The following is a 13,468-nucleotide window of genomic DNA, read 5'->3' as shown; positions in this document are numbered from 1 at the left end:
GTCACGGCGCCTAGAGCGAAAGCCTCGGTTTGGGCGCGTCCGTACGACCCGTCGGCGGTCTGCGGCTGCCCGCGCGGTACGGCAGGGGCCAGGGCGCTCCCGGCCCCTGGTAACCCTGCTCGGCCGCGGCGTGCAGCGTCCAGTGCGGGTCGTACAGATGCGGGCGGCCCAGCGCGCACAGGTCGGCGCGGCCGGCGAGCAGCAGCGAATTGACGTCGTCCCAGGAGGAGATGGCGCCGACCGCGATGACGGGCGCGCCCAGTGCGTTGCGGATCCGGTCGGCGTAGGGGGTCTGGTAGGAGCGTCCGAAGTCGGGCCGCTCGTCCGCGACGACCTGGCCGGTGGAGACGTCGATCGCGTCGGCGCCGTGGTCGCGGAAGGCGGCCGCCACGCGCAGCGACTCCTCCGGGGTGAGGCCGCCCTGCGCCCAGTCGGTCGCCGACACCCGTACGGTCATCGGCCGCTGCCGCGGCCACACTTCGCGTACCGCGTCGAAGACCTCAAGCGGGAAGCGGAGGCGCGCGTCGATGCCGCCGCCGTAGGCGTCGGCGCGGCGGTTGGTCAGCGGCGAGAGGAAGCTGGAGAGCAAGTAGCCGTGGGCGCAGTGGAGTTCGAGGAGGTCGAATCCGGCGCGCGCGGCCCGGCGGGCCGATTCGGTGAACTCCTCGCGTATGGCGGCCATTTCACCGGCGGTCAGGGCGTGCGGGACCTGGTTGACGCCTTCGCGGTAGGGCAGCGGCGAGGGAGCCACCACCGGCCAGTTGCCCTCCGGGAGCGGCTCGTCGATGCCCTCCCACATCAGCCGTGTGGAGCCCTTGCGCCCTGAGTGCCCCAGTTGCACGCCGATCGCCGTGCCGGGCGACTGCGCGTGCACGAAGCCGGTGACGCGGCTCCACGCCGCCTCCTGCCCGTCCGTCCAAAGGCCCGTGCAGCCGGGCGTGATACGGCCGCCGGGCGAGACGCACACCATCTCGGTCATGACGAGACCGGCACCGCCCAGCGCGCGGGCGCCCAGGTGTACGAGGTGGAAGTCGCCGGGAGTTCCGAGGCCGCCGGCTCCGGGCCCGGCCCCAGGCCCGGTCTCGGCCCCAGGCCCAGGCTCAGGCCCGGTTCCGGGCCAGGCTCCCGAGCCTCCCGTGCCGTCCTCGGCCGAGTACATGTCCATCGCGGAGACCACGACCCGGTTGCGCAGGGTCAGTTCACGCAGCCGGAACGGCGTGAACATCGGCGGAGTGCCCTCGGGTACGCCCGCTTCGGCCTCGACTCCGGCGACGAAGCCGGGGTCGCGCAGCCGCAGATTGTCGTGGGTGACGCGGCGGCTGCGGGTGAGCAGGTTGAACGCGAACTGCCGCGGCGGCTGGCCGGTGTAGGTGGCCAGGTCCTCGAACCACTCCAGGCTTCCGCGTGCGGCGCGCTGCGTGGAGAGCACGACGGGGCGGCGCTCCTCCTCGTACGCCGCCAACGCAGCGGGCAGATCGGGCTGTTCGGCCACGCAGGCCGCGAGCGCCAGCGCGTCCTCGACGGCGAGCTTCGTGCCGGAGCCGATGGAGAAGTGCGCGGTGTGCGCGGCGTCGCCCAGCAGCACCACGTTCCCGTGCGACCAGCGCTCGTTGACGACCGTACGGAAGGCGATCCACTGCGAGTTGTTGCCGCGCAGGGGGCCGCCGCCGAGCGTCTCGGGGAAGAGCTTGGCGCACTGCTCGGCCGAGGCGCGCTCGTCCGTCCCCTCGAACCCGGCGGCACGCCAGACCTCTTCGCGGGCCTCGACGATGACAGTCGAGGCGCCGGGCCCGGACTCTCCGGCCGACTCGTAGGGATAGGCGTGGAGTTGGAGCACGCCGTGCTCCGTCTCGGCGATCTCGAAGCGGAACGCGTCGAGCGCGAAGTCGGCGGCGAGCCAGATGTAGCGGCAGCGGTGCGTGGTCACCTTCGGCCGGAAGGCGCTCGCGAAGGCGTCCCTGGTCGCGCTGTGCACCCCGTCGGCGGCCACCATCAGGTCGTGTGTGGCGGCCAGTTGGGCCGCGGGCGGCGCCTCGCTGCGGAAGCGCAGCACGACGCCCAGCTCACGGCAGCGTTCGTGCAGCACGCCGAGCAGCCTGCGGCGCCCCAGGGCGGCGAAGCCGTGGCCGCCGGAGGTGAGCGTACGGCCGCGGTGCACGATGTCGATGTCGTCCCAGCGCACGAACTCCCGCTTGAGCGCGGCGTATACGGCCGGGTCGGCGTGCTCGATGCCGCCGAGGGTCTCGTCGGAGAGGACGACGCCGAAGCCGAACGTGTCCTCGGGGGCGTTGCGTTCGTGGACGGTGACGCTGCGGGAGGGGTCGAGGCGCTTGAGCAGCGCGGCGGCGTACAGACCGCCGGGTCCGCCCCCGATCACGGCGACGCGCATCCCGTCACCGCCGGTCCTCGTGCCGCCTGCGGTGCCGGTGCGGGTGCTGGTCCCGGTGCCGGTGCCGCTCCCGGTCGGGGCACCGGTGCCCGGGACGGCGGCGCCCGCCGGGCCGCCGGGCCGCCCGCTCACCTCACTTCCCCCGCCACTTCGGCGACCGCTTCTCGGTGAAGGAAGCGTGGAACTCGGCGTAGTCCTCGCTGTGCATCAGCAGCGCCTGCGTCGACGCGTCCATCTCGACTGCGGCCGACAGCGGCAGATCCAGCTCCGCCGTGAGCAGCGCCTTGGTCTGCGCGTGGGCGAGGGCGGGGCCGTCGGCGAGGGTGCGCGCGAGCCCGGCGGCCTCCTCGTGCGCCCGGCCCTCCTCGGTCAACTTGCTGATCAGGCCGATGCGTTCGGCCTCCGGCGCCCGTACGGGCTCGCCCAGCATCAGGATGCGGGTGGCGTGCCCGAGGCCGACGACGCGGGGCAGCAGATACGCGGCGCCCATGTCGCCCCCGGAGAGGCCGACCTTGGTGAAGAGGAACGAGAAGCGCGCCGTGGGGTCCGCGACCCGGAAGTCGGAGGCCAGGGCGAGCACGGCGCCCGCGCCCGCGGCGACACCGTGCACGGCCGCGACGACGGGGAACGGCGCCTCGCGCAGCGCCCGTACGACCTGGCCCGTCATGCGGTTGAAGTCCAGGAGCGTGGCGGTGTCCGCGTCGAGGGTCGCGCCGATGATGTCCTCGACGTCGCCGCCCGAGCAGAAGCCGCGCCCCTCCCCCGCGAGCACCAGGGCACGGGCCCGCCGCTCGCGCGCCAACTCGGCGAGCAGATCCCGCAGATCGGCGTACGCGCCGAAGGTCAGCGCGTTCAGCCGCTCGGGGCGGGCCAGGGTGACGGTGACGACGCCGTCGTCCTCCGTGACCCTGATGTGCTGCCACTCCGGCGTGGGCCGGGCCGATCCGGTGTACGGGCTCATGGGTGCGGCCTCCTTCGACGGCCTTCACGGCGGCGTTCGTCACGGGCACTGGCGGCACCGCGAAAGTATCACCGTTTCGTGACTGCCGTCACGGGTGCGCGATAGACAGCGGGATGTACGAGGGCGCGTGCGGGGCGGTCCCGGCGGTGCGCGACGAGCGCGGCCGTCGCGCGGAAAGCGACCGGATAGCGACCGGATAGCCTGGTCGGCCGGTCGCGGGAGGGACGCGGCGGTCGCGGAAGGGACGGGCCGGTCGCGGAAGGGACGGGCCGGTCGCGGAAGGGACGGGCCGGTCGCGGGAGGGACGCAAATGACGGAGCTGGATCCGCTGGTACTCGCACTGCTGGCGCTCTTCGGGCTGCTCGGCGGCATCGGCATCACCGCGGTGGGCCCGGGCGGCGTGCTGCCCACCATCGGCATGTTCCTGCTGACGGGCCTCTCCCCCGCCGGGGTCGCCGGTACGGCCATCGCCACGCACATCGCGACCGGCGCCCTCGGCACGGTCGCGTACACGCGCTCGGGTCAGCTGCGCGAGGCGCGCACGCGCCGGATCGCGCTGATCCTCTCGGCCACCGCGCTCGTGGGCGCACCGCTGGGCGTGCTCTTCAACACCCTTGTCGGCGGGCGGGGTTTCGCGGTCCTGCTCGCCGCCGCCGTCGCCACGACCGGCATCCTGGTGTGGGTGCGCGAGCGCCGTACCGCCGCGCGCGAGGACGGCCCGGGGACGACGGACCTGCGCCCGGTGGTCACGGGCGCCGTGGGGCTCCTGGTCTCGGTCGCCGCGGGGCTGTTCGGGCTCGGCGGCCCGATGCTGAGCGTGCCGCTGCTGGTCGTCTGCGGACTGCCGCTGCTGCCCGCGCTGGCCGCCGCGCAGGCGCAGTCCGTCGTCATCGCGAGCGTCGGCACGGTCGGTTACGTGGTGCACGGCTCCGTCGACTGGGCGCTCGCGGCGCTGGTCGGCGTCCCCGAACTGGCGGGCGTGATGATCGGCTGGAAGATCGCCCACGCCGTCCCCACCCGCAAGCTGAAGTACGCCCTCGCGGGCACGCTGCTCGCGCTCGCGCCCTATCTGGCACTGCACGGTTAGGCCGGGCCGTGAGCGGCCGGTACGGGCCGACGTTCGGAGCGGGGCCGTCGCGATGCCGCCGGACCCCGGCGTGGTGGCGCACCGTGCGGTGCCGTCACGGCCGAAGTCGTAGCCGGGGAGCGGAACATGCGGGCCCAAGCCGTCGCCGGGCCGCCGGACTCCGGCCAAAGCGGGCGGGCGCCGTTGCCGCGGAACGTGTGCCGCAGTGGCCCGAGCCGTACGTGCGGCCCGACCCTGTCGCAGCCGTCGCGGCCGTCGCGACGTCGGAGCCGCCCGCGTCCAACGGGCCGCCACGGAGCGCACCGGGCGGCACCCGTCGGCGTCCCGCCCATGGGGCACCATGCTCCGCATGGGCAACTCTCAACACACCGACGGCCCCCGCGAGGGCGGACTCGCACACCGCCTCGTTCCGGTGCGGGGCCGTGACCCGGAGGAGAGCGGACGGGCCGCCACGCCCCTGGAGCTGCTGTTCGACCTGACCTTCGTGGTCGCCGTCAACACCGCGGCGAACCACTTCGCGGAGATGCTCGCCGAGGGGCACCCCGCGCAGGCCGTCGCGGCGTTCGCGCTGGCGATGTTCGCCATCAGCGTCGCGTGGATCAACTTCAGCTGGTTCGCGTCCGCGTTCGGCACGGACGACTGGCTGCACCGGGCACTGACGATGTTGCAGATGGTCGGGGTCGTCGTGCTCGCTCTCGGGCTTCCGGCGATGTTCCACTCCGTCGACGAGGGCGAACAGCTCGATCTGCGGATCATGGTGCTCGGCTACGTGGTGATGCGCATCGCGATGGTGGCGCAGTGGTGGCGAGTGGCCAGGGGGTCACGTTCGTACCGGACGGTCGGGCTGGCGAACATCCGCTGGACCGCGATCGCGCAGTTCGGGTGGGTCGCGATCGGATTCACGGAGCCGCCGCTCCAGGTCGTGATCGTCGCCATCGCCGTCCTCGGCGCGCTGGAGCTGCTGCTGCCCGTGTTCACCCAGGGCAGTGCCGGCGGGACGCCCTGGCACCCCCACCATGTCGCCGAGCGCTACAGCCTCTTCGCGATCATCACCCTCGGCGAGGGGGTGGTCGGCACCGTCGCCTCGTCCGGCGACCTACTCGGCGGCGCGACCGGAACTCACTGGAGCGGAAAGGCGATCGCCGTCGTCGTCGCCGGTGTCGGGCTGACCTTCGGCATGTGGTGGACGTACTTCGCGACGCCCTTCGCGGACGTGCTGGTCCACCGCCGGGGCCGCGGATACCTCTTCGGCTACGGCCACATCCCGCTCTTCTTCGGGATCGCCGGCGCCGGTGCCGGGCTGCATGTGGCGGGACTGCATCTGGAGCACCACGCGCACCTGGGCCCGGTTCCAGTGGTGCTGTCCCTGGCGCTGCCGGTCGCCCTCTACCTGCTGATGGTCTACCTGCTGCACACGCTGCTGCTGTCCGCCGACCCCTTCCACCTGCTGCTGATCTCCGCCACGCTCGCGGTGCTGGCCGTCGCGGCGGGACTGGCCGCGGCCGGCGTCTCGATCGCGGTGTGCCTTCTGGTGGTGATGGCCGCCCCCTTCGTCACCGTGGTCGGCTACGAGACGGTCGGCCACCGGCACCAGCGCCGGATGCTCGACGGCATCGCCGCACGCGACGCCGGGAACGGCTGAGACACGGCGAGAACGGCTGAGGCACGGCGAGAACGGCTGAGGCACGGCGGGACCGGCTGAAGACAGCGAAACCGGACCCGGGCTCGGGCTCGGACCCGGGCTCGGGCTCGGGCTCGGACCCGGGCTCGGGCTCGGGCTCGGGCTCGGGCTCGGGCTCGGGCTCGGGCTCGGGCTCGGATGATGTGGAAGCCGCCGCCGCGCGCCGCGGCCTACGCCCCGCCCCCACCCCCGCCCGCGAGCGTCGCGACCAGCACCGCCTTGATGGTGTGCATCCGGTTCTCCGCCTCGTCGAAGACCACGGAGTGCGCGGCCGATTCGAAGACGTCGTCCGCCACCTCCAGGAAGTCCAAGCCGTGCCGCTCGTGGATCTCCCGGCCGACCGCCGTGCCCAGATCGTGGAACGCGGGCAGGCAGTGCAGGAACTTCACGTCCGGATTGCCGGTGGCGCGCAGTACGTCCATGGTCACGGCGTACGGGCGCAGCAGCGCGATCCGCTCGTCCCAGACCTCCTTGGGCTCCCCCATCGACACCCATACGTCGGTGGCGACGAAGTCGGCCGCCACCACGCCCTCTTCGACGTCGTCGGTGAGCGATATGCGCGCCCCGGTACGGGCCGCCACCTCGCGTGCGCGCGAGACGACGGACGGCTCGGGCCACAGCGCGCGCGGGGCGACGACGCGTACGTCCATGCCGAGCAGGGCGCCGGTGACCAGGTAGGAGTTGCCCATGTTGTTGCGGGCGTCGCCGAGGTAGGCGAAGGCGGTGCCGTCGAGCGGCTTGGCGCAGTGCTCGGTCATGGTGAGGACGTCGGCGAGCATCTGCGTGGGGTGCCAGTCGTCGGTCAGCCCGTTGTAGACGGGGACGCCCGCATAGGCGGCGAGCTCCTCGACCACCGCCTGCCCGCTGCCGCGGTACTCGATTCCGTCGTACATACGGCCCAGCACCCGCGCGGTGTCGCGTACGGACTCCTTGTGCCCGAGCTGAGAGCCGCCCGGATCGAGATAGGTGGTGCCCGCGCCCTGGTCGGCGGCGGCGACCTCGAAGGCGCAGCGGGTGCGAGTGGAGGTCTTCTCGAAGACCAGCGCGATGTTGCGGCCCCGCAGTCGCTGCTGCTCGGCGCCCGCGTTCTTGGCCACCTTCAGCTCGGCGGCCAGGTCGATCAAGTGACGGAACTCCTCGGGGGAGAAGTCCAGTTCCTTGAGGAAGTGGCGGCCCGTGAGATCTGTCGCCATGAGGAAGGGCTCCTAGGTCGCTGGCAGGGCTGACTGACTCCGACCATGGAATTCTATACTTCGGCTCGAATCTCTATGCGATGCGGTTGCGCTGCCGCTCCGGCCCCGTCCGGTCCGCGGCTCCGGCCCGTCGGCTCCAATCCGTCGCCTCCGGTCCGGCCGCTCGGACCGGGACCGCTCAGACCGGGACCGCTCAGACCGGGTCCCTCTCCACCGGGCAGCTCATGCACCGGGGACCGCCCCTGCCCCGGCCCAGCTCGCTGCCGGGGATCTCCAGCACCTCGATGCCCTGCTTGCGCAGGTGCGTGTTCGTGGTGACGTTGCGCTCGTAGGCGAGCACGACGCCGGGCTCCAGCGCCAGCACGTTGCACCCGTCGTCCCACTGCTCGCGCTCCGCGGAGTGCACGTCCTGCGTGGGCGTGAGGACCCGGACGTGGTCGAGGCCCAGGGCCGCCGCGACGGCACGGTGCATGTGCTCCGGCGGGTGGTCCGTGACCTTCAGCTCGTTGGCGCTGCCGCCGGGCTCGATGGTGTACGAGCGGAGCATGCCCAGCCCCTCGTACTGCGTGAAGGTGTCGCCGTCGACCATCGTCATCACGGTGTCGAGGTGCATGAACGCCCGCCGCTTCGGCATGTCGAGCGCGACGATCGTACGGGCCGAGCCCGCCGCGAACAGCCCGCGCGCGAGCATCTCCACGGCCTGCGGCGTCGTACGCTCGCTCATCCCGATCAGCACCGCGCCCGAGCCGATGACCAGCACGTCCCCGCCCTCGATGGTGGACGGATAAGCGCCCTGGCCCTCAGACCACACGTTGAACGCGGGGCTCTCCGGCCCGGCGAAGAGCGGGTGATGGTGGTAGATCGCCTCGAAGTGCACGGTCTCGCGCTGTCGGGCGGGCCAGCGCATCGCGTTGATGGAGACGCCGTCGTAGACCCACGCGGAGGTGTCGCGCGTGAAGAGGTGGTTGGGAAGCGGGGCGAGCAGGAAGTCGTCGAGATCCATCACGTGGAAGCGGACGGAGGCGGGCTCCTCGTGCCCCTCCAGGAACTCGCGCTTGGTCATGCCGCCGACCAGCGCCTCGGCCAGCTCCTTCGCCGGCAACCGGTCGAAGGCGGCGCGGAGATGGGCCGTGGCGAGCGGCCCGTACTCGTTCTCGTGGAAGACGCGGTCCAGTACGAGGGCGCGGGCCTCCGGGATCGCGAGGGTCTCGGAGAGCAGATCACCGAAGAGGTGCACCGCGACGCCGCGGTCGCGCAGGGCGTCCGCGAGGGCGTCGTGCTCCTGGCGGGCACGGCGGACCCACAGCACGTCGTCGAAGAGGAGGTCGTCCTTGTTCGTCGGCGTGAGCCGCTTCAGCTCCAGGTCGGGACGGTGCAGGATGACGCGGCGCAGCCGTCCGGCCTCTGAGTCGACATGGAATCCCATCTCTCCATCCTCTCCGAGGTCGACGTGACGCGCGTAGTGTTTGCGCAAGGTCCCGGACAGCAAGGTCCCGGGCAGCGGCCGGAACGGCGGCCGCGCTGCCCGCACTCCCCGCGCCCCCGGCCGCCGCAGTCCGCACCCCCTCGCGCCCCTCGCATCACTCGCGACCGTCGGCCCCCGCCCCCGTGCGGCAGGAGGCGAGCACTTCGTCCACGACCGTCGCCAGTGAGCCGACGACCTCGTCGCGGTCGTCCAGATAACCGCCGACCATGGCCCCGTCCCGGATCATGACGAGCCTGCGGGCCGCCCAGGGCGGGTCCGGGTGGCCGACCGCCTCCAGGAGTTCGAGCAGGGTCGTGTGGAACCACGTGCGGTGAGCGAGAACGGCGCGGTGGACCGGGGTGCCGGGGTCGGGGTACTCGGCCGCCGCGTTGATGAACGGACAGCCGCGGAAGCCGGGTCCGCAGACCGTCTCGGAGATGCCGACGACGAGCGCGCGAAGCAAGTCGGCGGGCTCGTCGATCAGTTGGGCCGCCTTGTCGTACTGGGCGCGCAGCGCACCGTCCTGTGCCTCCAGGTAGGCCGTGACGAGTTCCTCCTTGCCGCCGAAGTGCCGGTAGAAGGTCGCACGGGTCACTCTCGCCTCGGTGATGAGGCGCTCGACGCCGACGGCGTGGATGCCCTCCGCGTAGAACAGTCCGGACGCGGTGGCCAGGAGCCGGTCCCGGGGGGCGGACGGACTGGCTGCTGACTCCGTGTCGGGGAATCCGGGACTCATGCCATCACCGTACTGAACAGCCGATCTTCCTTGCGTTGACAGTGCGTTGACAGTGGCCGGCGGTGCACATAGCGTAAGGAGAAAGACCGATCGTTCTCCCTAGGAGCTGGTACCGCTGAGCACCACCGCGCCCGACACCGTCGTGCTCATACACGGCCTCTGGATGACCCCGCTGAGCTGGCACGACTGGGTCTCGTACCTGGAAGACCGCGGCTACAGGGTCATCGCCCCGACCTGGCCCCGCATGGACCGTCCCATCGAGGAGCTGCGCGCCCATCCGTCACTGGTCGGCGGGCTCGGGGTCACCGAAGTCACCGACCACCACGCCGAGTTGATCAGCAGGCTGGACACGCCGCCCATCGTCATGGGGCACTCCGTGGGCGGCCTGGTGACGCAGCTTCTGCTCGACCGCGGGCTCGGCGCCGCGGGTGTCGCCATCCACCCGGGGCAGACCAAGGGCGTCTTCGGACTGCCGCCCGCGCAACTTCGTGCCGCGCTGCCCGCCGTCGGCAACCCGTTCAACCTGAACCGGGGAGTGCCGCTGACTCCCGCGCAGTTCCACTGGGGCTTCGCCAACGCCCTGAGCGAGGAGGACGCCCGGGAGGCCTGGTCGAACCACCACGTGCCCGCTCCGGCACGTCCGCTGTTCCAGGCGGCGCTGGCCAACTTCACCCCGCGCGCCGCCACTCGGGTCGACTACCGCAAGGCGGACCGCGCCCCGCTGCTGTTCGTCGCGGGCGACGCCGACCGCACGGTCCCCGCGTCCGTGGTCAAGGAGAACCACCGGCGCTACAAGTCCGGCGTCACCCACTACATGGAGTTCCCGGGCAGGTCGCACTTCACCGTCGGGGAGAAGGGCTGGGAAGAGGTCGTGGGCCGTTCGCTCGAATGGGCCGTCGCCCACAGCGCCGGAGCCCGCAGCGGGAGTTGAGACGGGAGCCGGCACCTGGACGTCGTCCGCTGTCGATTGCGGCAGTCCGAATCCATGGGCACATGGCCCGGCCTGCGCTTCCCCCGGACGTCAGGACGCCGACTCCCGTGCCAGCTCCGCGACTTGAGCCGGACCGACACGGCAGCAGCCGCCGATCAGCCGTGCGCCCCGATCCGCCCAGCCTTGGGCCCAGGACCGGGGCGCAGCGGCGTCCTGTGTGTCCGGGCGCCCGGCGGCGAAGGTGTTCGTGCCGTGCCATGCGCGGCCGGACTCACCGCCTTCCGGGGCGCCGGCCGCGGGGGAACCGCCCCAGCGCTCGCCGCTGTTGGGGTAGGCCACGACCGGTTTGCCCGTCGTGGCCGCCGCCAGCTCGACGGCGTGGTCGACGTCTTCCGGGGCGCAGCAGTTGACGCCCACCGCGACGACCTGGTCCGCTCCGGCCGCCAACGCGAAGGCGTCCGCGAGGGGTTGGCCCGCGCGGGTGCGGTCGCCCTCGACGGTGAAGCTCAGCCACACCGGTACGCCGCAGCCGTCCGCGGCCCGCAGCAGCGCCTCCGCCTCGTCGGCGTCGGGGACCGTCTCCAGGGCGAGCACGTCCGGCTCGGCCGCGGCCAGCGCCTCGATCCGCGGGCGGTGGAAGCGGACCAGCTCGCGCACGCTCAGCCCGTACCGGCCGCGGTACTCGCCGCCGTCCGCGCGGACCGCGCCGTACGGCCCCACCGATGCCGCGACCCACACCTCGTGCGGGCCAGCCGCCGTGCGGGCCAGCGCGACGCTGCGGCCGAAGAGCGCCGCCGCCTCGCGCCGCCCCGCGCCCGCTCTCGCGAAGCCCTCGAAGGAGGCCTGATAGCTGGCGGTGATGAGCATCCGCGCGCCCGCACGTACATACGCGGCGTGCGCGGCCTCGATCTGCCCCGGACCGTCGCGCAGCAGCCGCGCCGTCCACAACTCGTCGGACAGATCGCAGCCTTGGGCCTCCAGCTGGTTGGAGAGCCCGCCGTCCAGCACGAGCGGGCCGCGGGCCAGCGCGGTGCTCAGCGGAACGGCGGGACGGGTCACGTCAGCTGCGTCCGTACCTGTTCGGAGATCAGCCGGAGGTGGTCGAGGTCGTGCAGGTCGAGGATCTGGAGGTAGATGCGGGAGGAGCCGGTCTGCGCATAGCGGCCGATCTTGTCGACGACTTCGGCGGGCGAGCCGGCCAGGCCGTTCTCCTTGAGCTCCTCCACGTCCCGTCCGATGGCCGCGGCCCGGCGGGCGGTCTCGGCGTCGTCCTTGCCCACGCACGCCACGAGCGCGTTGGAGAGGACGATGTCCTCCGCCGGACGGCCCGCCTTCTCCGCGGCGGCCCGCACCCGCGCGAACTGCTGCTCGGTGTCCTCGATCGAGGCGAAGGGGATGTTGAACTCGTCGGCGAAGCGGGCGGCGAGAGCGGGCGTACGGACCTTGCCGTAGCCGCCGACGAGCACCGGCACCCTGGGCTGGGCCGGTTTCGGAAGCGCGGGCGAGTCCGTCAGGGCGTAGTACCTGCCGTCGTAGCTGAACTTCTCGCCCTGCGGCGTCGACCACAGCCCGGTGACGATCTCCAGCTGCTCCTCCAGCCGCCCGAACTTCTCCTTCGGGAACGGGATTCCGTACGCCGTGTGCTCCTGCTCGAACCAGCCGGTGCCCAGGCCCAGTTCGACCCGGCCGCCCGACATGGCGTCGACCTGCGCGACCTGGATGGCGAGCGGGCCCGGCAGCCGGAAGGTGGCGGCGGTCATCAGCGTGCCGAGCCTGATGCGGCTGGTCTCACGGGCCAGCCCGGCGAGGGTGATCCAGGCGTCGGTCGGCCCGGGGAGACCGTCCCCGCCCATGGTCAGGTAGTGGTCGGAACGGTAGAAGGCGTCGAAGTCCAGTTCCTCGGCGGCCTTCGCGACGCTCAGCAGCGTCTCGTAGCTCGCCCCCTGCTGTGGTTCGGTGAATACGCGCAGCCTCATGACGTCCATCCTGCCTCACCGGATTCACGTCCCTCCGGGGTCGCGCGGGTGCGTGGAGTTCATGCCGCCGGGCCGTGCTCGTGCGCCTCCAGCCTGCGCAGAATTCCCGAGACGTGGTCCTCCGACTCGTCGGCGGCGTCGATGGCTTCGATGCACTCCCAATACAGGCCTTCCTCGCGGGCGGTGACGGCCACGAGCACGAGGGCGACGCCCGCCTCCGCCAGCAGCCCGCTCAGGTCGGACAGCGCGCTCCTCGGGTCCTGGATCTGGGAGAGCTTGTCGGCACGCACCTCGCGCGTCTCGCCGGTGCGCGCCCCGGATCCCGCGCTCGTGCGGCGCGGTTGCGTGCCGGCCTCGCTCAGGCCGAGCGCCTCCGCATGCACCGACCGCGGGCCGTATGCCGCGAGATGGCTTCCGATCGCCCCCGCGAGCGCTTGCACCTGCCATGATTCGGCGATGATCTCCTCCACGGACTCGCACTCGGCGAGCGCGTGCCGGGTGGCCTTGATGAGATGCGCCGCATCCACCTACGCCACCTCCCTCCACAAGTCACTACGGAGAGTGACTACCAATAGGCATGTAAGCCGGGGTAATTGAGAGGAATCCGGACATACTGCCTGCCGCGAATAACTTCGTCACTTCATAGAGTGACCGCTTCCGGCTACCGGGAAACGCTTCTCGTTGCGCTCGATCTTCGCGGCAAGCGCTTTCAGGACGTCGATGCCCAGCACTTCGCAGAACTGGAGCAGATACGAGAGGACGTCCGCGACTTCGTCCTCCACCCGGTGCGCGGAGTCGGGCCGCTCCATCACGCGGGCCGACTCCTCGGGCGTCAGCCACTGGAAGATCTCCACGAGTTCGGACGCCTCGACGCTCAGCGCGGCGGCCAGATTCTTCGGCGTGTGGTACCGGCCCCAGTCGCGTGCTGCGGCGAACTCCGCGAGCCTGCCTTGCAGTCGGGCCACCGATACGGGCTGCTCGGGCTCCCCCGACGGCGGGACGGGCCGGGACGGATGACCGCCCGGGTACGCGGGGGAAGCGGACGAAGC

The 13,468-nt window shown here is 72.1% G+C and carries 12 protein-coding genes; 3 read left to right on the top strand and 9 right to left on the bottom strand.

The annotated features are described in order from the left end of the window. Window positions 1–10: 10 nt before the first annotated feature. Together HCC61_RS14650 and HCC61_RS14645 are read right to left on the bottom strand one after the other, a co-directional pair. Window positions 11–2,389, bottom strand: a complete 2,379-nt coding sequence (locus HCC61_RS14650; protein ID WP_169136048.1) for an FAD-dependent monooxygenase — start codon at window positions 2,387–2,389, stop codon at window positions 11–13. A 133-nt stretch (window positions 2,390–2,522) separates the two neighbouring features. Continuing rightward, window positions 2,523–3,350 (bottom strand): enoyl-CoA hydratase family protein, encoded by an 828-nt coding sequence (locus tag HCC61_RS14645; RefSeq protein ID WP_169135873.1) that lies wholly within the window; start codon window positions 3,348–3,350, stop codon window positions 2,523–2,525. Window positions 3,351–3,660: 310 nt separating this feature from the next. Between HCC61_RS14645 and HCC61_RS14640 the strand changes: the two genes are divergently transcribed. Both HCC61_RS14640 and HCC61_RS14635 read left to right on the top strand, forming a co-directional pair. Next, window positions 3,661–4,437 carry a sulfite exporter TauE/SafE family protein gene (locus HCC61_RS14640; RefSeq protein ID WP_169135872.1) on the top strand — a complete coding sequence of 259 codons (777 nt, stop codon included), beginning with the start codon at window positions 3,661–3,663 and terminating at the stop codon, window positions 4,435–4,437. A 349-nt stretch (window positions 4,438–4,786) separates the two neighbouring features. Further along, window positions 4,787–6,079 carry a low temperature requirement protein A gene (locus tag HCC61_RS14635; protein WP_169135871.1) on the top strand — a complete coding sequence of 431 codons (1,293 nt, stop codon included), beginning with the start codon at window positions 4,787–4,789 and terminating at the stop codon, window positions 6,077–6,079. 209 nt (window positions 6,080–6,288) lie between these two features. Here the strand turns inward: HCC61_RS14635 and argF are convergent, their stop codons facing one another. The 3 genes from argF to HCC61_RS14620 all read right to left on the bottom strand — a co-directional run bounded on the left by argF (window position 6,289) and on the right by HCC61_RS14620 (window position 9,512). Then, window positions 6,289–7,311, bottom strand: coding sequence for an ornithine carbamoyltransferase (gene argF / locus HCC61_RS14630; protein ID WP_169135870.1), 1,023 nt, complete (start codon window positions 7,309–7,311; stop codon window positions 6,289–6,291). 193 nt (window positions 7,312–7,504) lie between these two features. Next, window positions 7,505–8,737, bottom strand: a complete 1,233-nt coding sequence (locus tag HCC61_RS14625) for an arginine deiminase (protein WP_169135869.1) — start codon at window positions 8,735–8,737, stop codon at window positions 7,505–7,507. A 154-nt stretch (window positions 8,738–8,891) separates the two neighbouring features. Continuing rightward, the gene (locus tag HCC61_RS14620) at window positions 8,892–9,512 is read right to left on the bottom strand and encodes a TetR/AcrR family transcriptional regulator (protein ID WP_169135868.1); all 621 of its coding nucleotides are present in this window, start codon (window positions 9,510–9,512) and stop codon (window positions 8,892–8,894) included. A gap of 142 nt (window positions 9,513–9,654) precedes the next feature. On the opposite strand from HCC61_RS14620, the gene HCC61_RS14615 reads away from it, so the two are divergent. Beyond that, window positions 9,655–10,443 carry an alpha/beta hydrolase gene (locus tag HCC61_RS14615; RefSeq protein ID WP_346777199.1) on the top strand — a complete coding sequence of 263 codons (789 nt, stop codon included), beginning with the start codon at window positions 9,655–9,657 and terminating at the stop codon, window positions 10,441–10,443. Window positions 10,444–10,533: 90 nt separating this feature from the next. On the opposite strand, the gene mmuM is transcribed toward HCC61_RS14615, so the two are convergent. From mmuM to HCC61_RS14595, 4 genes are all read right to left on the bottom strand, one after another. After that, a complete protein-coding gene (gene mmuM, locus HCC61_RS14610; RefSeq protein ID WP_169135867.1) occupies window positions 10,534–11,502 on the bottom strand; it encodes a homocysteine S-methyltransferase in 969 nt (322 codons plus the stop codon). Beyond that, window positions 11,499–12,419, bottom strand: coding sequence for an LLM class F420-dependent oxidoreductase (locus HCC61_RS14605; protein ID WP_169135866.1), 921 nt, complete (start codon window positions 12,417–12,419; stop codon window positions 11,499–11,501). The genes mmuM and HCC61_RS14605 overlap by 4 nt, the downstream gene beginning before the upstream one ends. Window positions 12,420–12,478: 59 nt before the next feature. After that, window positions 12,479–12,946: a DUF6099 family protein gene (locus HCC61_RS14600; RefSeq protein WP_169135865.1), complete on the bottom strand. Its 468-nt coding sequence runs from the start codon at window positions 12,944–12,946 to the stop codon at window positions 12,479–12,481. A gap of 108 nt (window positions 12,947–13,054) precedes the next feature. After that, window positions 13,055–13,384, bottom strand: coding sequence for a nucleotide pyrophosphohydrolase (locus HCC61_RS14595; protein WP_346777198.1), 330 nt, complete (start codon window positions 13,382–13,384; stop codon window positions 13,055–13,057). Window positions 13,385–13,468 lie beyond the last annotated feature (84 nt).

It is taken from the genome of Streptomyces sp. HNM0575 (assembly GCF_012726265.1).
GTDB lineage: Bacteria > Actinomycetota > Actinomycetes > Streptomycetales > Streptomycetaceae > Streptomyces.
The sequence above is the reverse complement of the archived record's forward strand: the minus strand, read 5'-3'. Positions and strand labels throughout refer to the sequence as shown.